Source organism: Pseudomonas sp. Pseusp10 (genome assembly GCF_059492225.1).
Window position 1 is genome coordinate 3,755,999 of the sequence record NZ_CP168528.1, and the last position, 22,592, is coordinate 3,778,590.

Below are 22,592 nucleotides of genomic sequence, written 5' to 3' on the forward strand. Positions count from 1 at the left end.
ACAGCACAACACTCGGGGCATCCGGTTGTCAGCATCAGGGACATTTTCAGGGGCTACTAGCCAGGTATTCGCTGCCTACGTAATGGCAGCTCCTCCTTGCACGCGTTGAGAGACGAGCAGATTCAATGAACATGTCACGCGGCCGCTGTCATTCGCTCGACAGCGGCCGCTTGCGCTTTAATGACCTCTTACTCCGCTGGCTCCGAGACGCATCCACCCGCCAACCTGTCACCTCTCTTCAGCCCTCGCCAGAGCAGAGACGGGGACAGCATCCGGAAGCTGGCCGAGGCGGCGATGCCAAGGCCAGCGCAACCATCAAAACTGCATTGATTTATGGGGTCTGTGGTGCAGCAGGTCGATCAATGTCCGGCGCCGGCGGTCTGCACCTCCTGTTGCCGGGCCCACTCGCGCAGGACGAACTTCTGGATTTTGCCGGTGGCGGTCTTGGGCAGTTCCGTGAGTGACACATGCCGCGGCGCCTTGAAATGCGCCAGGCGCTCACGGCACCAGCGTATCAGGTCGTCCGCCGTGACCGTCGCCAGCGCCTCAGCGCGTAGGGTGACGAACGCGTGAGGGGTCTCGCCCCAGCGTGAATCCGGACGCGCCACCACCGCCGCTTCGACTACCTCGGGGTGCTGGTAAAGCACCTCCTCGATTTCCAGTGAGCTGATGTTTTCGCCGCCAGAAATGATGATGTCCTTGGCCCGGTCCTTGATTTCCACATAGCCATCCGGATGCAGCACGGCCAGATCGCCCGTGTGCAGCCAGCCGTTTGCCAGCGCGCTGCGGGTGGCCTGCGGATTGTGCAGATAGCCTTTCATCACCGTGTTGCCACGCACCACCAATTCGCCCAGGGTAAGGCCGTCGGCCGGAACAGGGTGGCCAGTGTCGGTATCCAGCACGGTGGCCTCCTCGAGTAGCGGATGGGCGACGCCCTGGCGACTCATGAACCGGGCACGGGCCTCCAGCGGTAACTCGTCGACTCCCGGTTGCCACAGGCACAATGTGCTGGGACCGTAGCTTTCTGTCATACCGTAGGCGTGAGTGATGCTGAAACCACGCGCTTCCATTGCTGCTATGACCGCGCTGGGCGGCGCGGCACCGCCGGTGATCACAGATACCGGCGCGGCAGGCACGCGGGCGTGCTCGGCATGGATCAGCATCGACATCACCACCGGGGCGGCACTCAGGTGGGTGACCGCATGCTCGGCGATGGCGGCGTGAATCGCGTCTGGCTGGACCTTGCGCAGGCATACATGAGTCCCACCGGACAGTGTTACCGCCCAGGTATGGCTCCAGCCGTTGCAGTGGAACATCGGCAACGTCCACAGATACACACTGCGTGGCCCCAGCTGGAAAATCAGCGCCCCGGCGCAGGCGTTGAGATAGGCGCCACGGTGATGCAGGACCACTCCCTTAGGGTCGCCGGTGGTGCCTGATGTGTAGTTGATCGCGATCGACTGCCATTCGTTTTGCGGCGCACTCAGCGGCCGTTCGGGATCGCCCTGAGCGAGAAATGCTTCGTAGTCCAGATCGCTGGCCAGGTCGGCGCGTTCGGCCTGATCATCGTCGATACCCACCAGCAACGGTGGTGACTCAAGCATGGCCAGCGCCTGATGGACGACCGCGCCGAACTCGCGATCGCAGATCAGCACCTTGGCCGCGCAGTGACGCAAGATGAAGGCGATGCTGCGCGCCTCCAGGCGGATGTTGATGCACACCAGCTCCGCCCCGGCACCGGGCACACCATAGTGGGCTTCGAGCATCTCCGGGATGTTTGGCGCCAATATCGCCACCCGCTCGCCCGGCTGCACGCCGACCCGCACCAGTGCACTGGCCAGGGCGCAGCTGCGTTGGTGCAACTGGCGGTAGCTGTAGCGGCGCTTGCCATAGACCACCGCATCACGCTGCGGATAAATCTGCGCGGTACGCTTGAGAAACGATAGTGGCGACAGCGGCACATGGTTGGCTTCGTTTGGAGCAAGGTCGTGTTCGAGTGTCGAAATCATCATGGCAGCCACTCCATCAATACATTGCTCAGGTATTGCACGCACATAAACACCTCCTGCTTCTTGTTGTTTTTGCGCCGGGGCGCGTTACAGGCTGCTGCACAGATGGCCGCCATCGACCACGATCTCGGCGCCACTCATTGCTCGTCCGGCATCGCTGGCGAGCAGCAGCAAGGCGCCATCCAGATCCGCCGGGAGGCTGAAGCGTCGGCCGGGGATACGTGAGCGCAACTTTTCCCCGGCCTCACTCACCAGGAACTCTTCATTCAGATCGGTCATCACGTAGCCTGGCGCCAAGGCGTTCACCCGAATGCCATGGCGAGCCAGCTCCAGTGCCATGGCGCGGGTCAGGTGCGCCAGACCGGCCTTGGCCGCGAGATAAGGGCCAACGGCGCCGGCTACGCGGCTGGCGAGGATGGAGGTGACATTGATCAGGCTTCCGCCCTTCCCCACAGCGACCATACGCCGGGCGCTCTCTTGGGCTACAGCCCAGGCACCCTTGAGGTTTGTGTCGAGCACGCGGTCCCAGCTTTGATCGTCACAGGCCAGCAAGGGCTGGCTGTCGCTTACCCCCGCATTGTTGACCAGTACATCCAACGGGCCGACCGCATCGAGCACCCGACAGACATCGTCGCGGCAGGTCACATCGAGGGCGAAGGCGCGAGCGCGACCTCCCGCCACCTCAATGGCCTCCACCAGCTCCAGCAGCGGCGCCTGACGCCTGGCGGTCACCACCACCTCCGCGCCTGCGGCGGCCAAGGTCATGGCAAAGTGTCGACCCAGGCCGCTAGAGGCGCCGGTCACCAGGACGCGGTGCCCGTCAAGGGCGAACAATCGTGCAAGGTTCTGTTGCATCATTGGCTCCCCAGGCGCTGGTCGAGGAGTTTCTTCGCCAGGCTCATGCGGTGCACTTCGCTCGGGCCGTCATAGATGCGGAACGGACGAATGTCACGGAAGATCCGCTCCACCACGGTATCTCCGGTCACCCCGCGCCCACCCAGTACCTGGACACAGCGATCGACCACCCGCCATAGGGCCTCGGCGCTGATCACCTTGGCCATGCTCGAATCGACGTTGGCACGCTGGCCTTGGTCGAGCACCCAGGCGCAGTGCCAAACCGCCAGGCGCACTACGTGCAGGTCCATCATGTTGTCGGCCAGCATGAAGCCCACGCCCTGGTGTTCACCCAAGGGCTTGCCGAAGGCGTCGCGGGTGCGCGCATAGTCGCAGGCGATATCGTGGGCACGGCGCGCGGCGCCAAGCCAGCGCATGCAATGGGTCAGTCGCGCGGGCGCCAGACGCACCTGGGCGTAGCGAAAGCCCTTGCCTATCTCACCCAATACATCGCTCGCCGGAACCCGAAGATTGTCGAAGCGCAGCTGCCCATGACCACCGGTGAAGCAGCTGTCCAGCGAATCCAGCTGACGCTCGTGGATGATGCCGTCGCGCTGCATGTCAGTCAGGAACATGGTGGCCGTGCCATCTTCCATGCGCGCCATGATGATGCCGAAGTCGGCACCTTTGGCCCCAGTGATCAGCCATTTGCGGCCGTTGATCAGGTAGTCATCGCCGTCGCGGATAGCGGTGGTGCGCAGCATCGACGGATCGGAGCCCGAGCCCGGCGCAGGTTCAGTCATGGCGAAACACGAGCGAGTACGACCCTGGACCAGCGGACGCAACCAGCGGTCCTTCTGTGCCTCGGTGGCAACCACGTCCATCAGGTGGATATTGCCCTCGTCCGGGGCATGAATATTCAATGCCACCGGGCCCAGCGGCGAGTAGCCGGCCTCTTCGAAGACGATAGCCTTGGCCACGTGGTTCAGCTCCAAGCCGCCCATTTCGCGGCTGGCGTGGGGTGTCAGCAGCCCGACGGCGCGGGCGCAGGCCAGCAAATCCTGACGCAGTGCGTCGCTGGGACCGTGGCCGTCCTGGCGCGGGTCGTTCTCAAACGGGATCACCTGTTCGGCGATGAAGTCGCGAGTCTTGGCCTGCAATGCCAGTAGGTCGTCCGGGAGAGTGAAGTTCATGGCTGTCCTTCTTGATTCTTGTTGATCGGGGAATGGGGGGGCTGACGCCGTTCAGGGCAAGGCCTTCGGGTTGCTGATCGCCAATCGAGCGAGGGTCGTTTGGTGCAATGTCTGGACGAGGGTGCGGTGGCTTTGCGGGGCGTCATGGCTACCCTGGCGAATAGCGCGAACCAGTTGGCGGCGTGTTTCGGGCAACGTCGATGACGTCTCATCAACCAAAGCGGTCAGCCGCGCCTGCTCCTGATCGTCGACCTGGCGGCCCAGGCGGCTTTCGCGCGCAGCTATGGCCATGGCATTGGCGATCATCAGTGCTGGGTAACGCAGCTCCGCGGTCAACGCTGGCAGTACCTGCTCCAGCAGCGTCAGGCGAGCAATGTCTAAAAGCTCATGGGCATTCGGTTGGGTCATGGTGCGTCGGCTCCGGTCATATGCAGGATGTCGAGCTCAAGTTCCGGCAGCAGGTGTGCAGTCAATGCCAGCTCGAGGGAGGGTTCTTCACCGGACAGGTGACGCTGCCCTTGCTGCAGAGCGATTACCGCCCAACGCAGAGTGGCCATTACCTGCCAGTAGTGCAGCTGGCTGCGCTCGATGCGTACAGAAGACACCTCGTGGTAGCCATGCAGGAAATCGTCCAGCCGGCCGATGCCACCCGCTTCGAGATCTGGACGGGTGAACCGCCAGCATCGGGCGGTAAACCAACCCAGGTCTTCGTAAGGGTCGCCCCAGCCGGTGAACTCCCAATCGAGCACCGCCTCCAACCCCTGCTCGCTGGCCAGGTAGTTGCCCGTGCGGTAGTCGCGATGCAGCAAGCACAGGGTGCTGTTGCGCGGCGCATGTAGCTCACACCAGCGCAACCCCCACTCCAACACCGGATAGGCATCGGTGAGGGTGTCGAGGTAGCGGCGATAGGCATTGATGGTCACCAAGGCCGGTGAGCTGTCCGGAACTGGCAGGAAGTCCAGAGCTGCGCACGGCGGGCGGACCTCATGCAAACGCGCCAGGTTGGCGCCCAACTGCGCAGCTAGCTGCGTGTTGCCCCGAGCCTCGGCACCGGCGCTAAGCAGTCGTCCGGCGGCGATCCCCGGCACATACTCCATCAGGAAGAACACCCGCCCATGGACGCGGAGGTCACGGCACAGCCAGAGCGGCTGTGGCACTTTCACACCTGCCTGATGGACCACCTGCAAAACGGCGAACTCCTGTTCGCGGTCGAGGCTTGCGGGAAGCGCTGAAATTGCGTCGCTACGCAGCACCCAACGCCGGTTGCCGGCCCAAGGTCCGCCCTCTATTACCAAGTCCAGTAGCCAGTTTTCCTGAATGGCCCCGCCGCTCAGGCGCTTGCGCGCTTGGATGACCACCCCCGTTGCCGTGGCTTGCTCGCGGATGAAGTCGACCAGACGGTGATTGTCAGTCGTGGCCGCGAACGTATCGCTGGCCAGAGTAATCGCTGAAGAACTGCTCATGGGTCTGTATGCCCTGCCTTTGGTTTCTGAGTTGGCAGAACCCGGAGAGCAAGGCCTGGGCCAACTCTTCAACAATTAGCTGCAGACCGCGGACAGCGTGCATTCGACACTTTCTACCGATGGGCGACAGGCATTCGGTTTGTTGCATATTTGCGATGTGCTAGTTCAGTATTGAAACATTTCAAACTTGAAACAGGATTTGTCATGGACTCTCCGGCCTCGCAGGTCGTCGTGCTGATCAGCCACTTGGAGCGCCCGCCGCTACAGAGTCGACTCGCCCATGTAGTGAACGGGCTCGCGGCGGACTACCCCAACACCCATATAGAAGTGCTTGATACCTCTGTGACTGAAGCGCTGCAGACCGCCCGCGAACTGGAGGAGGCTGGCAAGGTTGACGTGTTCGTATGCGCTGGAGCTACGGCTGCCTACCTGCGTAAGCACCTGACGCGCCCAGTACTGACGATGCGCGTTGGCGGCGGTGACTTGCTAAAGGCGCTGGGGCAGGCCCGCGATTTTTCTTCTCAGGTGGCCGTGCTCAGCTACAGCCACATCAACCAGGATCTGCACGACATGGCCGCGCTATTCACCGTGCAGGTTCACCAGGCTACCTACAATTCCCTGGAGGAAGCCCGCCAGGCCGTCCAGCAGGCAGCTCAGCTGGGTTGCCGTAGCATAATTGGCTCGTCGACGGTCGTGGAGCTGGCAGAACAGGCTGGTTTGCACGGTGTTCTGTCGCTGAGCGAGGACACTGCACGCAAGGCGTTAGAGGAAGCTTTGGGCATCCTCGAAAGTCAACGCACCGAGATCGCCAAACGTCGGCATTTGAATGCAGTGCTGCAACACATTCCTGCTGGAGTGGCGGCGGTCGACAACCAAGGTGTGGTGCAATCGCTCAACCCGGCCCTTGCTCAACTGCTGGAGCTGCCGATTAGTGCCGTCCTTGGCCGCCCGCTGCAGCAGCTGTGCCCGGAGCTGGATTTGCAGCAGGCATTGCAGAATGGCACGGGCGAGGAAAACCAGGTGATCCGGCTAGGTTCGCATGCTGTAGTCAGCAACCTGCTACCAATTCTGGAAAACGGTCAACGTACAGGCCTGGTCTTGACCTGCCAGGACACCACCGCTGTTCAGCGGGCCGACCAGCGCATTCGCTCCACCCGCCGCCCAGGTGCTTTCACCGCCCGTTACCGACTCGAACAACTCTACGGCAACAGCAAGGCCAATCGTGAAATGCTGCAACTGGCTAAGCGCTTCGCCGCCAGCCAATCGACCATCCTGATCACCGGTGAAAGTGGCACGGGCAAGGAATTGCTGGCCCAAGGCATTCACAACGAGAGCCCACGCTGGCAGGGCCCCTTCGTCGCCATCAACTGCGCTGCGTTTCCCGAGTCGCTGCTGGAAAGCGAATTGTTCGGCTACGAGGAAGGCGCCTTTAGCGGCTCGCGCAAAGGCGGCAAGCCGGGATTGTTGGAGGCTGCGCATCGCGGCACGCTTTTCCTCGACGAGATCGGAGACATGCCTGTCTCGCTGCAGACACGCCTGCTACGTGTGTTACAAGAGCGTGAAGTCCTGCGGCTGGGCGGCACCGAACCGATTTCCATCGACGTAAGAATCATCGCGGCCACTCATCAGGATTTACACGCAGCCATGCAAGCGAGCGAGTTTCGCACCGACCTGTACTACCGGCTGAACATCCTTCGCTTGCAAACCACTCCATTGCGAGAACGGCCTGAAGATATCGCCCAGATTAGCCGCAGCATCAGCCAGCGTCTGCTGGTCCAAGGCCAGCCGGCAGGCGCTGCGGTCTTGCCCGCAGCATTGTTGCCTTACCTGGAGCGCTACACTTGGCCAGGCAATGTCCGTGAACTCGAGAACGTGATCGAACGCGCCATGCTCTCGACACCTGAACTCCTCCACAACGACGAGTTGGACGTACAGTACTTGGCGCGTGTGCTCCCTGAACTGTGCGAAGAATCCTTCTTATCGCCCGGCCGGAAAAGAAAGCCGCGAGAAACGGACTTGCACACGATCGGTAAGGCAGCACAGCTGCGCCACGTCCAGGAAACACTGGAAAGCTGTCACGGCAATTTGGACGAGGCAGCGCGCCGCCTAGGCATCAGCCGCACCACCTTGTGGCGGCGGCTGCGAAGCGCCGGCGAAGCAAAGCAATAAACAGTCTTCTGCCGGCAGCGTTAAGTCGTGCGACCACTGGCTTGCATTCGCTTTGGCCGATTGTCGATCCTGGCTTGGGATAAGTAGCTCAGCTGTGTGAGCTCTGTCCCAGCCTCGCATTGAATGAATCGTCTCGTGGCCATCTCAGCAACGCCCTTTCGCCTTGAATTTGACCGTTACCTGCAAGGCCCTAAGGAAGCCAACGCCATCCTCGTAGCTGCGCATGAATGCCGCAGGCGCCAAGGCGTCTGCGGTTTTCTGCGTGTCTTGTCGCCCTGAATCACGGATCAGTACCGATGCCTATCACCCACCCGCAGCGCGCGATCACCGCGCTGAAGCCCCCCCTGCCGCCCATTCGCTGGCGCCACACCCGGCGATGCGCCTGTCGAACCTGAACAGCGCTCTGCTCACGGCCCTGGCCAGTAGCCTGCTCTTGTTGCCGAGCGAGGCGAGAGTAGTCGATTTCATTTTTCTGTCTGTTCAAGTTTTATTGTCGGCACTCACAGCACGGCACGACCTGATTGCAGGTGGCCATGAAGCAGTCGGAGTGAGGTGCAGAGGAAAGCTGGTTGAAATCCGTCTTAGCTCAACCAGTCCAGGGTCAATATCAAGCGGCGCATGCCCTCGGGTGGTTGTGGCGACCGGTGGATGATTCCAGCACCTTTGTTACCCAGCCATTTCTCACCCTTTAACAGGGCCACATCACCAGGTCGCAACCGGTTAATTAATGCTGGGTCGTGCGGTTCGGCGGCGGAGTCACCCAATCTCGAGCGGGACATGCCCCCCTCGCTCAACCACTCGCTTGCCACGCCGACATACGTGGTGATCAACCGGACTGGAACATGGTCAACGTGAAAGCGTGGGCACATGCTTCGATCCAGTGCGCGCAATCGAACGCCCACGCGCTGCGCTCCCAGCAGGCAGCTGTAGGCGCCGACCAACCAGGATACATCCGCAAGAAACTGCTCATAACCCTCCAGGTTGCAATAGGCCCGCGCAAGCTGACTCAGATCCGGTTCGATCTCATCGTTGACCTCAAGCATGAAGCTTTCTGAAAGTGGCTCTCCTCTGCTCAGAAGAGCCTGCGCAAAGTGTTCGACGGGGTGAGACAAGGTTCTCTGCCAGACGGCTAGATTCACCTCATCGAGCAGTACCTCAGTCAAAGTAATCGGGTCCGCACCCGCTACCTGGCGGGGCAAGGAATTAAACGCAGGCGCCAACATCACGCTGTACCTCTTCTGATCGAGCAAAGGCGACGAATGACCGACCAACGCCAGCGCCTTGGCCTCTGCGGCGTCCTGGGCAGTGATATCGGGCAAAGGCAGTGCATTCGTCGACGGTTGAAGGTTGATCCTAATAACATGTTATATCATAACCAATGATCTCAATATTACTTTTCTTCGACCTAACCACTTACCATTTTGAAATCTTTCCCAGGCGTGTTGTGTGAGGTGTTCATGCTGTTCCGATTTGTCGCGCCTGTAGCTTGTGCTGGAAAGGCTTAAACACCAGGAGTTGTCTCCATCTCTGATTGACGAGGTGCTCGGCTATTTCCTCGACAGTCATTGCGATCTGTCCAAGTCGGCTTTCTTGCGCCTGAAAGGTGAGGTTCTAGTCAAATGCTCGCATCACGCATTACGGGGATATTTACAGACAACACGCTGCGCAACTTTCTGGGACATAGAAGCACCAAGTCGGGTTCTCGACTAACCTGATTACAGATTGTTTCCGACATTAAGAGGATACAAGCATGGGCACCTGCAACAAGCATCCCAACCACGACCATCGTCATGGGTCAGGCTGCGGACATATGGCGATTGAACACGATGGTCATATCGACTACCTGCATGATGGTCATTTGCACCACATGCATGGTGATCATGTGGACGAACATAGTCTGCAGGTGAGTGCGATGAACCCCGATCGTTGCACTCCCAATCATCATTGCGCCGGACATGCTCAGGACCATGTGCATGGTCCGGGCTGTGGACATGAGCCGGTACCGCATGGTGATCATGTGGACTATCTGGTGGATGGTCATCTGCACCATCCACATGGCAACCACTGCGACGATCACGGCCCGGTCACCCTCAAAGGCTGATCACGTGAGCTAGCGGCTGATCGTGATAGACGTTATTCCAGTGCACAAACTCACGGGGCAAAGTGCGTCACGAGTAGCCGCTGCGTACCGTTTAGCAGCAAGCCCCCCCCCAGTAATTGCCTTCCCTAGTGGCGTGTTACTTTCCTAGGCACTGTACGAAAAGTACTGTCTCAAACACCGCATGGCGCAAGCCAGTGAGACCATCGCCGCATAACTTTTCGCGAGCTTGTCGAAGCGCGTAACGATGCGGCGGTTCTCCTTCAGCCAGCCGAACATGCGCTCAATGATGTTGCGCTGTCGGTATTTGGGGCGATCAAACAGTCTCGGTAATCCCGGCTTGGGTTTGCGCTTCATCGTGCGCAGCGGGATGACCGGCTGCATCCGATAGCGGTCGCAGTAGCGCCGCAACGCTTCGGCGTCATAGCCTTTGTCGGCCAGCAACCATCGGCAGCGTTTGCGAGGGCGCCCTCGCAAACTTGGGATATAAGCGTTATCCAGCAGCGGCTGTGCATAGGCGATGTCGCTGGCTTGCCCACCGGACAGTAGAAAGTTCAGCGGTACGCCATTGGCATCGCACAGCATGTGAATCTTCGTCGTCAGGCCACCCCGGCTTCGTCCGAGGCATGGTCTTGCGGTTCTTCAGGCCCCCTTTTTTCCCAGCACCAGAAGAGGCCCGGGTTGCGCGTACCGCCGTGGAATCGATCATCCAGGTCTCCAGATCAATTAACCCTTGCTCGTTCAATCTAATGTGAAGCCGCTTAAGCATCTGGTCGAATGCCCCGCGATTGCGCCAGTCACGAAAGCGCTGATACACCGTCGACCATGGGCCGAAGCGCTCGGGCATGTCGCGCCAGCCAGCGCCCGAGCAGAGCACCCAGAGCACGCCGTTGAGCATCAGCCGATCATCTGCCCGTGGGCGTCCGTTCCGGCGGGGTTCACTGAAAATGTCTGCAACCAAATCCCAGGCTGCGTCGGGAAGTTCGTACCGTTTGGCCATCGTGGGCTCCTGCCTTTGATGGACGCGGACTTTACTGAGTCCCGACGATTGCCGGGTTCAAATGAGTTTCAGCTGATTTCGTACAGAGCCTAGTTTTCATGGCATTTTGAGTCACTTTCACCTCGCTCCATACGGCAGTGCTTTACTGTCACGCTATCGATATTTTCGCAGCGTTTAGCAACATAACTCGACTAAATAGTGCTTTAGATGAGTTGGCTTTTACCTTTGCCGGACGCCCTGTTCCATTACTTGAAATGCTTCGTGATAAAGCAGGTTTTGTTCATCTGAAGTCAACTCGAACCTCGAAGTCCGTGGCAGAAAACCGGACGACGTCCCTCCCCTCAGTCTCAGCTAAGTTTCGATCCGTATCGTCTCCCTTGCGCAATTCCTGCGCTGCACAGGAGAGGCACCTCCCATGAAACCCGCTACAGCCGGATGGCTCAACAAAGTACCCGAGGTGACGCTGTCATTCTGGGTGATCAAGATCTTGTCCACGACCGTGGGTGAAACCGGCGCGGACTTCCTCGCTGTCGATGCCGGCCTCGGCCTGGGCTGGACCAGCCTCGGCATGGCGGCATTGCTGGCCATTGCGCTGTTCATACAGATGCGCAAAACAGCCTGCTCGCCCTGGATCTACTGGCTGACCGTGGTGCTGGTGAGCATCGTCGGGACGCAGCTCACCGATATCCTGACCGACGTTCTCGACGTCAGCCTGTACACCAGCACCGCCGTGTTTTCAGTCTTGCTGGCACTCAATTTTCTCGTCTGGTACCGGGTGGAACACAACCTGTCGATCCGCGAGATCGTCACCCCACGCCGGGAATGGTTCTACTGGACGACCGTGCTCTGCACCTTTGCCCTCGGTACGGCAGCCGGCGACCTGGCCACCGAAGCACTGGGACTGGGTTTCACCCTCGGCGCCGTAATTTTCGCCACGCTGCTCACCGCGACGCTGGTGGCCTGGCGCATCGGTGCCAATGTGGTACTGGCCTTCTGGATCGCCTACATCCTGACCCGTCCGTTCGGTGCTTCTCTTGGCGACTTGCTGACCCAGTCCAAGACCTACGGTGGCCTCGGTATGGGCGCTACCTGGACCAGCGCGATCTTCCTGTGCGTCATCGTCCTGCTGGTCGCGGTCGCGCAGATCAGCGTCGGCAACCGCAAACTCGTCACTCAATAACGTTTATTAGTCCATCAAGGAATCGTCATGCGCCCTTTTCAACACATCATTCGCCACGTCGCCATTGTCTCGTCGATTTTCCTGCTCGGTATCGCCGCCGGCTGCTCGAAACCCGCCGACAAGCCAAACGCGGGCAACACTTCAGGTGCGATGAGTGAACAAACCCGGTCCGGTTCAAAACTGGGTGACCTGTCCGAGTTCCGCACCATCGCCGCCGACGTTGCCACGATCGTCGATAAAAACGACCTGCCGGGTGCGAAAGCCCGCATCAAGGACCTGGAGAGCGCCTGGGACTCCGCCGAAGCCGGGATCAAGCCGCGCGCCGCCAGCGACTGGCATGTAGTGGACAAGGCCATTGACCGCGCGCTCGACGCGTTGCGCGCCAGCAATCCGCAACAGAACGATTGCAAGGCCCGCATGGACGAGCTCATGAAGGCCTTCGATTCGATGAAAGGCGCGTAATAACCGGGCGGACAAACGCCGGTACAGGTGCTTCAATACAGGCGCGACGGTCATGACCGCCGCGCCTATTTTTTCGGAGCGGGACATGCGCATATTGCTGGTCGAAGATGACCCGATGATCGGAGACGCCATCCAGGGCGCACTGAGTGATGCGAGCTACGCGACCGATTGGGTGAAAAACGGCCTTACCGCACTCTCGGCGCTGGAGACCCAACCCTACGACCTGGTGCTGCTGGACCTCGGGCTGCCTGGCAAGGACGGGCTCGATGTCCTCGACAGCATTCGCGGCCGCAACAACCCGGTGCCTCTGCTGATCATCACCGCACGGGACAGCCTCGACGATCGCCTGCGTGGCCTCGACGGTGGCGCCGACGACTACTTGCTCAAGCCTTTCGACATGGCCGAGTTGCTGGCCCGCATGCGCGCCGTGCTGCGTCGTAACGGCGGGAGCGCCCAGTCACTGCTGGACAACGGCGTGGTGGCGCTGGACCTGGTGTCGAAACAGGCGAGCACTGCCGAAAACCCCGACGTGCAACTGTCCAGCCGCGAGTTCGCCCTGCTCCAGGCCCTGTTGATCCGTCCGGGGGCGATCCTCTCTCGCAGCGAACTCGAAGACCGCCTTTACGGTTGGGGCAACGAAGTGGAAAGCAACGCCGTGGAGTTTCTGATTCATTCGCTGCGCCGCAAGTTGGGCAACCAGGTCATCAAGAACGTCAGGGGTATGGGATGGATGGTTTCAAAAAGCGCTTGAGCGACTCGGTCCAGGTACGGCTGTCGGTTGCGCTGTCGCTGGCCATCCTGCTCGTGGCGGTGCTGGCCGGGATGTTTGCGTTCACCTCCGCCCTCGACGAAGCCCACGAAATGCAGGACGAAACCTTGCGTCAGGTGGCGGTGCTGTTCGATCGGCAGCAGATGACACTGCACTATCCCGTGGTCGAAAAAATTCCGGGGGACGACGAAGAATCCAGGGTCATCGTGCAGTACCTGGCCGACAGCAGCAAAGCACTCGGCAGCAACGACGACAGCGTCATCCCGCTGCCCTTCCCCACTACGCTGGCCGATGGTTTGTCGACCGTGAGTATCGTCGGCGAAGACTTTCGTACGCTGGTCAGGACTACCGCCCGGGGCGAGCGCATCGTCGTTGCCCAGGAAACCGGTGTCCGCGACAAAGAGGCACGCGAGAGCGCCTGGCGCAGCCTGTTGCCGTTTCTCATTCTGTTTCCGGTGCTGTTGCTGGTGGTGAGCGATCTGGTGCACAAGCTGTTTCGCCCGATTGCCACCCTCTCCGATGACATAGACCGCCGCGACAAACAGGCCCTGCACCCTATCGACGAGAACCATCTGCCAACCGAGATCCGCCCTTTCGTTGTGGCCATCAATCGCTTGCTGGCGCGGGTTGCGCAGTCCATGGAAACCCAGCGGCGCTTCATCGCCGACGCCGCCCACGAACTGCGTTCGCCCATGACAGCCCTGTCCCTGCAAGCCGAGCGACTGAAAGCCACGCCAATGCCGACGCAAGCCGTCGAGCGCCTGCTGCCCCTGTCGCGAGGCATAGAGCGCAGCAGAAAGCTGATCGATCAGTTGCTGGCCCTGGCCGCCGCCCAATCGAACACCGAGCGACCGCCGACCACGGTTTCGGTGCATGAGGTCTATCGACGGGTGCTGGAGGACCTGTTGCCACTGGCGGAGCGCAAGAACATCGATATCGGTGTTGAAAGTACCGAAGACGTGCAGGTCGTCATCAGCGAAATGGACCTGCTGATCCTGGTCAAGAATCTGGTGGACAACGCGATCCGCTACACCCCTTGCGGCGGACGCGTCGACCTGTCGGTGGAGCTGGTGCAGGACAGCGTGATCCTTCAGGTAAAGGATTCCGGCCCTGGTATTACTGCCGACGAACAGATGCGGGTGTTCGACCCGTTCTATCGCAGCATCGGAACCGAAGAAGCAGGCTCCGGGCTGGGGTTGTCCATCGTCAAGGCCATCGCCGAGCGTACGGGGGCTCGGGTGCGCTTGAGTTTTTCGGACGAAACGGACAAAAGCGGGTTATGTGTCTCGATCGAGTTGAAAAGAGGCTCAGGCTGAATCCCCCATGTATCACAGTGTGTCAATACAACAACGCGATACACAGACTTTCATCTGGCCGGCGACTCGACACAGTCCAGATACGTTGCCACGCTTCAATACAAGCAAGGTTTGAAGGGGCTCAAGCAGAACCCCTGACCCATGGCTAGTAATGGAGGCATCCCATGAAGAAGGCACTGAGCAACTGCAAAACCGGCAAGACTCGCCGCCACCTGGTCGGCCCATCGATCCTCGCGCTTACGCTGTTCGGCGTTCTCGGCGCAGCCCACGCGCAAACGGCCGCCACCACGCAGCCAGCGGCGACCCCTGCCGGAACCAGGCAGGTGGTGCCCCTGCCGTTCGGCCCGCTCAAGCATGTCAACGCCGGGCTGCTGGACGTGGCGTACGCCGAAACTGGCCCGGCCAACGGGCCGGTGGTGATCCTGCTGCACGGCTGGCCGTACGACATTCACAGTTATGACGAGGTCGCGCCGTTGTTGGCCGCCAAGGGCTATCGGGTACTGATGCCCTATGCGCGCGGCTATGGCGATACGCGTTTCCTGTCCGTAGAAACCGAGCGCAACGGCCAGCCGGCTGCGCTGGCCAGTGATGTCATCGACTTCATGGATGCCCTGAAAATCAAACAAGCGGTACTCGGTGGCTACGACTGGGGTGCGCGTTCGGCCGATATTGTCTCGGCACTGTGGCCGGAGCGGGTCAAGGCACTGGTCTCGGTCAGCGGTTATCTGATCGGCAGCCAGGCAGCCGGCAAGAACCCGCTGCCACCCAAGGCGGAATTGCAGTGGTGGTATCAGTTCTACTTCGCCACTGACCGCGGCCGCGCCGGTTACGAGAGAAACACCCACGACTTCGCCAAGCTGATCTGGCAACTGGCTTCGCCGAAATGGGCGTTCGATGACGCCACCTTTGACCGCAGCGCCAGGGCACTGGACAACCCGGACCATGTCGACATCACCGTGTTCAACTACCGCTGGCGCCTGGGCCTGGTCCAGGGCGAGAGCCGATACGAAGCGCTGGAGCAGAAACTGGCCACGGCGCCGTCCATCAGCGTGCCAACCATTACCCTTGAAGGCGATGCCAACGGTGCACCGCACCCGGCCCCCGAAGACTATGCCAAGCGCTTCACCGGAAAATACGAGTTCCGGCTGATCAACGGCGGCATCGGCCACAACCTGCCGCAGGAGGCTCCGCAGGCGTTCGCCAAGGCGGTGATTGATGCCGATCATCTTTGAGGTCGATCTGACATCCGCACAATAGCGCCATGGGATACCGTGAATGGCATACACAAAACCCTGTGGGAACGAGCTTGCTCCGGGCGGCGGCTGAGTGTCAGCCGAGATAAATGCTGGATGTGCCGGCCTCATCGCGAGCGAGCTCGCTCCCACAGGGTTTGTGCCGTTTGATCACAATGAGTCAAAGACAGCACACCGATTCAATAATCCCGACCCGATCTACGCAACCATGACGTCCTCACTCCCCCCCATAAGGACAGAGTCATGGCCATTGCAAAAGCCGTTCCCGGCAAAACCCTGCTGAACCCGACCGACCACACCCTGATCATGATCGACCACCAGTCGCAGATGTCCTTCGCGACCAAGTCGATCGACGCCGTCACCCTGCGCAACAACGCCGCACTGGTGGCCAAGGCAGCGCGTGGCTTCAAGGTCTCGACGATTCTCACCACCGTCGCCGAGAAGAGTTTTTCCGGGCCGATCTTCGACGAGATCAAGGCTGTGTTCCCGGAACACAAGGTGATCGATCGCACCAGCATGAACACCTGGGAAGACGAGCGCATTGCTGTGGAAGTCAACGCCATCGGCAAGCAGAAGATTGTCCTCGCCGGTCTGTGGACCTCCGTTTGCATCGTTGGCCCGGCGTTGTCGGCGATTGATCAGGGCTTCGAGGTGTATGTGATTGCCGACGCCTGCGGCGACGTCAGCACAGAAGCCCATGAAATGGCCATGCAGCGCATGATCCAGATCGGTGCCCGGCCGATGACCTCGCTGCAATACCTGCTGGAACTGCAACGTGACTGGGCCCGCAGCGAGACGTACGACGAAACCGTGAAAACCTCGATTGCCAACGGTGGTGCCTACGGTCTGGGGCTGATCTACGCCAAGACCATGTTTGGTGCGTCGGAAGGCCACTAAGAAAAACAAGCGACTGCGGGCGAACTCCTGTAGGAGCGAGCTTGCTCGCGATGGTCTCAAGAGCGCCGCGTTTACCCAGTAAACAAGCGTTATCGTTAACGACCATCGCGAGCAAGCTCGCTCCTACAGTGAATCATCACCCGCAGTCGCTGCCCCTGTGGTGAACCATTGATGACCCTTTCCCCGCAAGACTTCAGGGCGGCAATTGCCCTGTGCCTCTATCTGTTGGCCACCCACGCACTGGCCGATGAATCGTCGCAAGACGCGCAAGGCTTCCTGAACGGCGCAACGCTTGGCGTACTCAGCCGAAACTTTTATCTGAACAGCGACTATCGATCCCCCTCGCCGACCGGCAAGAGCTACAAGGCCGAATGGGCGCAAGGTTTCATCGGCGCTTTTGAATCCGGCTTCACGCCGGGCACGGTCGGCTTCGGCCTTGATGCCCATGCCTTTCTGGGACTCAAACTCGATGGCGGCAAGGGCCATTCCGGAACCGGTTTGCTGCCGGTCGGCAGTGACGGCCGCAGCGAGAGCGACTACTCCAGCGGTGGCGGCGCGATCAAGCTCAAGGCATCGAAGACCACCCTGGCGTATGGCGAGATGGAGGTCGAAACCCCGGTATTCGACACCGCGGACAAACGCCTGCAACCGGAGTACGCCACCGGTTTTCTGCTCGACAGCCGTGAGATCGACGGCATGAACCTGCAAGCCGGGCACTTCACGGCATTCAAGAATCAGGACAGTGCTTCAGGCAAGGGCAACTTTTTCGGCTATGGCGCCAACACCGAGGCCGGTGGCATTTCGTTTTTCGGTGCCGACCTGTTTACCCGGAGCCCGGTCGGCGGCGCCCTGTATGCCTCGGAGCTGACAGACACCTGGCATCAGTACTACGGCAATCTGCATTACAAGCAATCCGATGTGTTCCTTGACGCCAACCTCTATCACACCCGGGACACCGGCCAGGCACTGGCCGGTGCTATCGACAACACCGCGTACAGCCTGTCGGGCAGATACACGATCGGCGCCCATGGTTTCACCGTGGCCTATCAGAAGATCGACGGCGATACGCCATTCGATTTCGTCGGTGGCGATTCCATCTATCTGGCCAACTCGATCAAGTATGCCGACTTCAACGGCGCCCATGAACGTTCGTGGCAGGCACGCTACGACCTGGACCTGGCGCCCTACGGGATTCCCGGGCTCAAATTCATGACCCGTTACGTCACCGGCGACCAGATCGACGGCACCCATGCACCACAAGGCGGGGCCTACAACCCGTTCGACGCGGCGACAGGCACCTTCGTGCCGCAACAAGGCGATGGAGGCAAACACTGGGAGCGAGACATCGACCTGCACTACGTCGTGCAGTCCGGTGCGGCCAAGGGCTTGTCGCTGCAACTGTCCCACGTATCGCACCGGGCGAACGCGGCCCAGGCCGGCGATGACATCGACCGGGTTTACGTGGTCATCCAGTACCCGTTGAACTTCGGGCCGTTCTGAACGGAATGTGGCGGAAGGCAGCCGGAGTCGAACCTGCCCGGGAACGGATGCCGTCCCCAACCGGGTTTGAAGCCCGGCCGCGCCACCGGGCGCGATTGCCTTCCTTGAACCCATGCCCCTGAATCATGCACCTGAATCAGTGCTCTGTGCGCCGGGCCAACGCACTGTCCGCACGAATCTGCCGACGATCACCGAAGCGTCGTGTCAGGCCGATGCGGTCGAAGTACTCCAGTATCTGAATGCTGCGCTTGCGCCCCAAACCGATAGCATCGCGGAACGCCGCCACCTGAATCACCGGGTCGGCATCCGCCAGTTGCACAAGCATAGCCGCCAATCGACGGATCATGCCGTCGGTGTAAAACAGATCGTTGACCACTTGATGGAGCAGGCCCAGCCGGGCCATTTTGCGCAGCAATGCGCGAACGGTTGCCTCGTCATGCCCCAGGTTGCGCACCCAGGGCGGGTCGTAACCGGCTTGTTCGAACAACGGCTGCAAGCGTTGCCACAAGGCTTCGTCTTCTTCACTCAAGCGCACCTGATGTTCAGGCAAGTGCAACCACGGTCCGCTGCTGACGATAGCGCCGCTGGCCAGCAATTCATCGAGCAGGCTGATAAACGTCGGGCGCTCCAGAGTGCTGCCGGCAAATCGACGCAGGCGATCCCGGTCCGGGCCCATTTGATCCGGTTCGATTTGATGGAAACGCGTGAGTTGTTCCACTAAAGGTGCTTTCAAGGCTTCCCAACGACTGGCACTGAACAGCAACGGGCCTTGACGGGTATCGATCAGGCGCACGTCATCCGGCAGCATCCAGGAACTGCGCGGACGGTTGAACTGACGCTCCAGGCGCTGCGGGTCGAGCCCGGTGTCGCTATGGGCCAGCAATGCCGGCAAAACATCCTCCAGCGTTGCACGGTTGGCCAGCGCGTCCAGTTGCGCCAAACGTTCGGGGCTGCGGCGTTGCCGAATGGGTGCAAACGGGTCGAGCACCCGGCCGCCACCAAGGGTGCGCTGGGCACTCTGGTCGCGCAGGATCAGCGGATCGCCCTTCACCGCATGCACCGCTGTATTGAGCAGCAGTTGCGCAAACATTCGCCCGCCGGGCGCCAGACTTGTGCCCTCCAGCAAGGCGACTCGCCCGGTGACGTCCTGGGTGCCGAGGTGCACATGCACCGGTTGAAAGTGCTCGAAGGCCCTGGGTTCACCGGCAAGCAACTGCATGTCGATGTCCAGGCGTTGAGTGGGCGCGTACAAACCCTCGGCCAGCAACCAGTGGCCGCGATGGATCTGCTCCAGGGCCAGCCGCTCGGCACTCAGGTTCAACGCCACACGCTGGCCGGCAAAGGCGCTGTCGGCGGTCTGGTTTTGCGCGTGCAGGCCGCGAATGCGCACCGGTTTGCCTTGTGGCCCCAACAGCAGGGTATCGCCCACCGCGACCCGACCGGACAGCGCCGTGCCGGTCACGACGATGCCGGCCCCGGCAACGCTGAAGGCCCGGTCGATCGCCAGGCGAAAACCACCTTCGGTGCTGCGTTGCAACACCTCCCGTTGTGCTTCGAGCAGAGCCTGGCGCAGGGTTTCGATACCCTCGCCGGTCACGCTCGACAGCGCTATCAGCGGTGCATCGGCATACGGTCCGGGAGCCAGCAAGGTACGGATCTGCTCACGCACGATCTGCACCCTGGCGCTGTCGACGCGGTCGCACTTACTGATCGCCACCAATGCCCGGGGGATGCCCAGCAACTGGACAATCGCCAGGTGCTCCCGGGTCTGCGGCATCACCCCGTCATCGGCGGCCACTACCAGCAACACCAGATCGATGCCCTGCGCCCCGGCAAGCATGTTGTGGGTGAAGCGCTCATGCCCGGGAACGTCGATGAAACCGGTCAGCTGCGCTCCCGGCTCCAGCGCGGCATATAGATAGCCGAGGTCGATGGTCATGCCGCGTTCACGCTCTTCCCGGCGCCGGTCGCCGGCCTGGCCGGTCAATGCCTGGAGCAGCGCGGTTTTGCCATGGTCGATGTGCCCTGCGGTGCCGACAATCACCCTGCCCGGCCCTCCACCTGCAATTGATCGAGTTGCGCCAGCCAGGCCGGCTCGTCGTCCAGTTGCCGCAGGTCCAGCCACAGGGCGTCGTCGTCAATGCGCCCGAGTACGGCAATTGGCAAGGCGCGAAAGGCTTCTTCCAGCGTCAACAGAGAGCGCCCGCGCAAGCGCTTGGAGGTCAACGGGCGCAAACACAGCGCTGCGCTGGCCAGCCGCGCCACCGGTTGGCTGCCGCTGCCAATCATACCCAGTGCCGGCATGGCACTGACGCTCCAGCCGTCACCCAACACCTGGACCAGCGACGGCCGCAAACGCTCAGCCTGGGCGAGAATATCGGCCTGCGGCCGGGTCAACAGGCGCAGGCTCGGCAGGCGCTCGGCCAGTCGGTCCGGGTTGCGGTATAAACCCAACACCGCTTCCAGGGCAGCCAGGGTCATTTTGTCGACCCGCAGCGCACGTTTGAGCGGGTTCTTCTTGATCCTGGCGACCAGCTCCTTGCGGCCGACAATCAACCCGGCTTGCGGCCCGCCGAGCAGTTTGTCGCCACTGAAGGTAACGATGTCCGCGCCATCCAGCAGCGCCTGACGTACTGTCGGTTCGGCGGGCAAACCCCAGCGGGTCAAGTCCAGCAGGCTGCCGCTGCCGAGGTCTTCAAGCAGTGGCAGTCCATGTCGGTGGGCAATTTGCGCCAGTTCAGCCGTCGCCACACTCGTGGTGAAACCTTGAATGCTGTAGTTGCTCGCGTGCACCCGCATGATCAAACCACTGCGCGGGCCGATGGCGGCCTCGTAGTCACGGGCATGGGTGCGGTTGGTGGTGCCGACCTCAAGGAGCTTCACCCCGGCACGGGCCATGATGTCGGGAATGCGGAAGGCACCGCCGATTTCAATCAGTTCGCCCCGGGAAATAATGCCTTCCTTGCGCGCGCCCAGGCTGTTGAGGGTCAGCAACACCGCAGCGGCATTGTTATTGACCACGGTCACCGCTTCGGCGCCGGTCAGTTCGCGGATCAAGCCTTCGATCAGGTCGTCGCGATCTCCGCGCTTGCCGCTGCGCAGGTCGAATTCGAGGTTGAGCGGATAGCGGGCCGCCATTTGCACCGCCTCAATCGCTTCTTCGGGCAACAGCGCCCGCCCGAGGTTGGTGTGCAAGACCGTGCCGGTGAGGTTGAACACTCGACGCACATGGCTGCGATGCTGGATTGCCAATCGCTCGCCGACCCTGCCCGCCAGCACTTCGGCGCTGACTTCTACAGGCTCGAGCACACCCTTCTGCAGCCCTTCGCGCAGTTCATCAAGCAATTGCCGCAAGGCAGCCAGCAAGGCATCGCGCCCATAGCGTTCGGCCAACGGCCGGCACGCCGGGTGACGCAACAAACTGTCGATGGAGGGCAGGCGCTGGGGTTGACTGGCACCGCGTGCAGACATCTGGCGCTCCTGAAAACGAATGACCGTCGCGCCAAAGTGTAGACGCTGCGGCTATTCGTCTCCCGGAGCCAGCAACAGATTCGGTGCCAGGCGCTGATAACCGTCCTGGGTCAGGCGCATGTCGAGCATCAGGCTGGACAGGTCTGCCGACAGTGCTTCGGCATCCGCATCGCTCTCCAGATAGAGCAACTTCAGATAGCTGTTACAACCGGGGCAGACTTCGGCGCGCAACGGCGCCTGGTTGGCGGCATGGCGATCATCTTCAAGGCTGAGGTATTCCAGGCCCTTGCTCTGCTCGCAATACACGCATTTGACGCGCACCACATGCCACTCGCAGGCACACAGCGAACAGACCAGATAACGCAAGCCGTTGTGTTTGCCGCGATGGCGGATCACCCCGGCCATGGCCGGCGAGCCACAGGCCGGGCACTGGCTGAGGCGGTCGCCGGGGCTAAGTGCCAGGTTCGGCGTACTCAACAACCAGTGGCTCCAGGCTACTTGCAGCGCCGCACCGAGAAACGGAACCAGCGCTGCCGGTACCAGTGAATACTGGCCGCTGACCAGTGCCACTGCCCAGGCACGGCATTGCCCGGCACCGGCCAGGCGCAAGGTGTCCACGGCATCGGCCACGGCCGATTGTGGCGGTGCGTTATAGCGCTGCAGCAAGGCATCGAGGTAAAGCTGCCAATCGTCTTCACGCGCCAGACTGTCGGCCGCGAACGGCGGCAAACCGTGTTGCTGGCATAATTCGATGCGCTGCCCGTCAAGGCGTTCGCTCAGCGGCGGGTCGTCCAGCACCTGTTGCTGTACCCGGCACAACCCGGCAATCAGGCGCAGGTAATCGGCCAGCGGGTGCCCTTCGGCCAGCGTTTCCAGGCGCTGGGCGCGCAGGCTGAACAGGTTATGCGGTGGCATGTACAGAAACGGCGGCGAACTGGCCGCCGCTTCGATTTCTCCAGGTTCGAGGATGGTTGGCAA

18 protein-coding genes, 1 tRNA gene and 1 pseudogene are annotated in these 22,592 nt (G+C 61.2%); 9 read left to right on the forward strand and 11 right to left on the reverse strand.

The annotated features are described in order from the left end of the window. Positions 1-359: 359 nt before the first annotated feature. The 5 genes from ACEN8Z_RS16885 to ACEN8Z_RS16905 all read right to left on the reverse strand — a co-directional run bounded on the left by ACEN8Z_RS16885 (position 360) and on the right by ACEN8Z_RS16905 (position 5,499). On the reverse strand, positions 360-2,012 hold the full coding sequence (locus ACEN8Z_RS16885; RefSeq protein ID WP_495594957.1) for an AMP-binding protein: 1,653 nt from the start codon (positions 2,010-2,012) through the stop codon (positions 360-362). 84 nt (positions 2,013-2,096) lie between these two features. After that, positions 2,097-2,864, reverse strand: coding sequence for an SDR family NAD(P)-dependent oxidoreductase (locus ACEN8Z_RS16890; protein ID WP_495594958.1), 768 nt, complete (start codon positions 2,862-2,864; stop codon positions 2,097-2,099). After that, entirely contained in the window at positions 2,864-4,036 is a 1,173-nt protein-coding gene (locus ACEN8Z_RS16895) for an acyl-CoA dehydrogenase family protein (RefSeq protein ID WP_495594959.1), read from the reverse strand. The genes ACEN8Z_RS16890 and ACEN8Z_RS16895 overlap by 1 nt, the downstream gene beginning before the upstream one ends. A 51-nt stretch (positions 4,037-4,087) precedes the next feature. Then, positions 4,088-4,444, reverse strand: a complete 357-nt coding sequence (locus ACEN8Z_RS16900; RefSeq protein WP_495594960.1) for a DUF6285 domain-containing protein — start codon at positions 4,442-4,444, stop codon at positions 4,088-4,090. Then, a complete protein-coding gene (locus ACEN8Z_RS16905) occupies positions 4,441-5,499 on the reverse strand; it encodes a phosphotransferase family protein (RefSeq protein WP_495594961.1) in 1,059 nt (352 codons plus the stop codon). The genes ACEN8Z_RS16900 and ACEN8Z_RS16905 overlap by 4 nt, the downstream gene beginning before the upstream one ends. Positions 5,500-5,703: 204 nt before the next feature. On the opposite strand from ACEN8Z_RS16905, the gene prpR reads away from it, so the two are divergent. Continuing rightward, positions 5,704-7,668, forward strand: a complete 1,965-nt coding sequence (gene prpR / locus ACEN8Z_RS16910) for a propionate catabolism operon regulatory protein PrpR (protein WP_495594962.1) — start codon at positions 5,704-5,706, stop codon at positions 7,666-7,668. 581 nt (positions 7,669-8,249) lie between these two features. Here prpR and ACEN8Z_RS16915 read toward each other — a convergent pair. Continuing rightward, positions 8,250-8,891 (reverse strand): DUF1826 domain-containing protein, encoded by a 642-nt coding sequence (locus ACEN8Z_RS16915; protein WP_495598144.1) that lies wholly within the window; start codon positions 8,889-8,891, stop codon positions 8,250-8,252. Between the two features lie 527 nt (positions 8,892-9,418). Between ACEN8Z_RS16915 and ACEN8Z_RS16920 the strand changes: the two genes are divergently transcribed. Next, on the forward strand, positions 9,419-9,769 hold the full coding sequence (locus tag ACEN8Z_RS16920; RefSeq protein ID WP_495594963.1) for a hypothetical protein: 351 nt from the start codon (positions 9,419-9,421) through the stop codon (positions 9,767-9,769). A 144-nt stretch (positions 9,770-9,913) separates the two neighbouring features. Here the strand turns inward: ACEN8Z_RS16920 and ACEN8Z_RS16925 are convergent. Further along, positions 9,914-10,766, reverse strand: a pseudogene (locus ACEN8Z_RS16925) (IS5 family transposase). A 415-nt stretch (positions 10,767-11,181) separates the two neighbouring features. On the opposite strand from ACEN8Z_RS16925, the gene ACEN8Z_RS16930 reads away from it, so the two are divergent. The 7 genes from ACEN8Z_RS16930 to ACEN8Z_RS16960 all read left to right on the forward strand — a co-directional run bounded on the left by ACEN8Z_RS16930 (position 11,182) and on the right by ACEN8Z_RS16960 (position 18,143). Further along, positions 11,182-11,946, forward strand: coding sequence for a COG4705 family protein (locus tag ACEN8Z_RS16930; RefSeq protein WP_495594964.1), 765 nt, complete (start codon positions 11,182-11,184; stop codon positions 11,944-11,946). Between the two features lie 27 nt (positions 11,947-11,973). Then, a complete protein-coding gene (locus tag ACEN8Z_RS16935) occupies positions 11,974-12,408 on the forward strand; it encodes a hypothetical protein (protein ID WP_008000889.1) in 435 nt (144 codons plus the stop codon). Positions 12,409-12,493: 85 nt separating this feature from the next. Further along, on the forward strand, positions 12,494-13,159 hold the full coding sequence (locus ACEN8Z_RS16940) for a response regulator (protein WP_442098199.1): 666 nt from the start codon (positions 12,494-12,496) through the stop codon (positions 13,157-13,159). Then, on the forward strand, positions 13,135-14,493 hold the full coding sequence (locus ACEN8Z_RS16945) for an ATP-binding protein (protein WP_495594965.1): 1,359 nt from the start codon (positions 13,135-13,137) through the stop codon (positions 14,491-14,493). The genes ACEN8Z_RS16940 and ACEN8Z_RS16945 overlap by 25 nt, the downstream gene beginning before the upstream one ends. A 164-nt stretch (positions 14,494-14,657) precedes the next feature. Then, the gene (locus tag ACEN8Z_RS16950) at positions 14,658-15,725 is read left to right on the forward strand and encodes an alpha/beta fold hydrolase (protein ID WP_495594966.1); all 1,068 of its coding nucleotides are present in this window, start codon (positions 14,658-14,660) and stop codon (positions 15,723-15,725) included. A gap of 264 nt (positions 15,726-15,989) precedes the next feature. Continuing rightward, the gene (locus ACEN8Z_RS16955) at positions 15,990-16,643 is read left to right on the forward strand and encodes a hydrolase (RefSeq protein ID WP_495594967.1); all 654 of its coding nucleotides are present in this window, start codon (positions 15,990-15,992) and stop codon (positions 16,641-16,643) included. Between the two features lie 171 nt (positions 16,644-16,814). Continuing rightward, positions 16,815-18,143 carry an OprD family porin gene (locus tag ACEN8Z_RS16960; RefSeq protein WP_495594968.1) on the forward strand — a complete coding sequence of 443 codons (1,329 nt, stop codon included), beginning with the start codon at positions 16,815-16,817 and terminating at the stop codon, positions 18,141-18,143. An 8-nt stretch (positions 18,144-18,151) separates the two neighbouring features. On the opposite strand, the gene ACEN8Z_RS16965 is transcribed toward ACEN8Z_RS16960, so the two are convergent. From ACEN8Z_RS16965 to fdhE, 4 genes are all read right to left on the reverse strand, one after another. Next, positions 18,152-18,247: transfer RNA gene (locus ACEN8Z_RS16965), tRNA-Sec, on the reverse strand. A gap of 32 nt (positions 18,248-18,279) precedes the next feature. Then, positions 18,280-20,187, reverse strand: a complete 1,908-nt coding sequence (gene selB / locus ACEN8Z_RS16970; RefSeq protein WP_495594969.1) for a selenocysteine-specific translation elongation factor — start codon at positions 20,185-20,187, stop codon at positions 18,280-18,282. Beyond that, positions 20,184-21,614 (reverse strand): L-seryl-tRNA(Sec) selenium transferase, encoded by a 1,431-nt coding sequence (selA, locus tag ACEN8Z_RS16975; RefSeq protein ID WP_495594970.1) that lies wholly within the window; start codon positions 21,612-21,614, stop codon positions 20,184-20,186. The genes selB and selA overlap by 4 nt, the downstream gene beginning before the upstream one ends. Positions 21,615-21,665: 51 nt before the next feature. Then, entirely contained in the window at positions 21,666-22,592 is a 927-nt protein-coding gene (fdhE, locus tag ACEN8Z_RS16980) for a formate dehydrogenase accessory protein FdhE (RefSeq protein ID WP_495594971.1), read from the reverse strand.

What these genes read in the sequence shown, in the direction of transcription:
- ACEN8Z_RS16885 (WP_495594957.1), bottom strand. Translation starts at nt 2,012, where the DNA reads ATGATGATTTCGACACTCGAACACGACCTTGCTCCAAACGAAGCCAAC.
- ACEN8Z_RS16890 (WP_495594958.1), bottom strand. Translation starts at nt 2,864, where the DNA reads ATGCAACAGAACCTTGCACGATTGTTCGCCCTTGACGGGCACCGCGTC.
- ACEN8Z_RS16895 (WP_495594959.1), bottom strand. Translation starts at nt 4,036, where the DNA reads ATGAACTTCACTCTCCCGGACGACCTACTGGCATTGCAGGCCAAGACT.
- ACEN8Z_RS16900 (WP_495594960.1), bottom strand. Translation starts at nt 4,444, where the DNA reads ATGACCCAACCGAATGCCCATGAGCTTTTAGACATTGCTCGCCTGACG.
- ACEN8Z_RS16905 (WP_495594961.1), bottom strand. Translation starts at nt 5,499, where the DNA reads ATGAGCAGTTCTTCAGCGATTACTCTGGCCAGCGATACGTTCGCGGCC.
- prpR (WP_495594962.1), top strand. Translation starts at nt 5,704, where the DNA reads ATGGACTCTCCGGCCTCGCAGGTCGTCGTGCTGATCAGCCACTTGGAG.
- ACEN8Z_RS16915 (WP_495598144.1), bottom strand. Translation starts at nt 8,891, where the DNA reads ATGTTGGCGCCTGCGTTTAATTCCTTGCCCCGCCAGGTAGCGGGTGCG.
- ACEN8Z_RS16920 (WP_495594963.1), top strand. Translation starts at nt 9,419, where the DNA reads ATGGGCACCTGCAACAAGCATCCCAACCACGACCATCGTCATGGGTCA.
- ACEN8Z_RS16930 (WP_495594964.1), top strand. Translation starts at nt 11,182, where the DNA reads ATGAAACCCGCTACAGCCGGATGGCTCAACAAAGTACCCGAGGTGACG.
- ACEN8Z_RS16935 (WP_008000889.1), top strand. Translation starts at nt 11,974, where the DNA reads ATGCGCCCTTTTCAACACATCATTCGCCACGTCGCCATTGTCTCGTCG.
- ACEN8Z_RS16940 (WP_442098199.1), top strand. Translation starts at nt 12,494, where the DNA reads ATGCGCATATTGCTGGTCGAAGATGACCCGATGATCGGAGACGCCATC.
- ACEN8Z_RS16945 (WP_495594965.1), top strand. Translation starts at nt 13,135, where the DNA reads ATGGATGGTTTCAAAAAGCGCTTGAGCGACTCGGTCCAGGTACGGCTG.
- ACEN8Z_RS16950 (WP_495594966.1), top strand. Translation starts at nt 14,658, where the DNA reads ATGAAGAAGGCACTGAGCAACTGCAAAACCGGCAAGACTCGCCGCCAC.
- ACEN8Z_RS16955 (WP_495594967.1), top strand. Translation starts at nt 15,990, where the DNA reads ATGGCCATTGCAAAAGCCGTTCCCGGCAAAACCCTGCTGAACCCGACC.
- ACEN8Z_RS16960 (WP_495594968.1), top strand. Translation starts at nt 16,815, where the DNA reads ATGACCCTTTCCCCGCAAGACTTCAGGGCGGCAATTGCCCTGTGCCTC.
- selA (WP_495594970.1), bottom strand. Translation starts at nt 21,614, where the DNA reads ATGTCTGCACGCGGTGCCAGTCAACCCCAGCGCCTGCCCTCCATCGAC.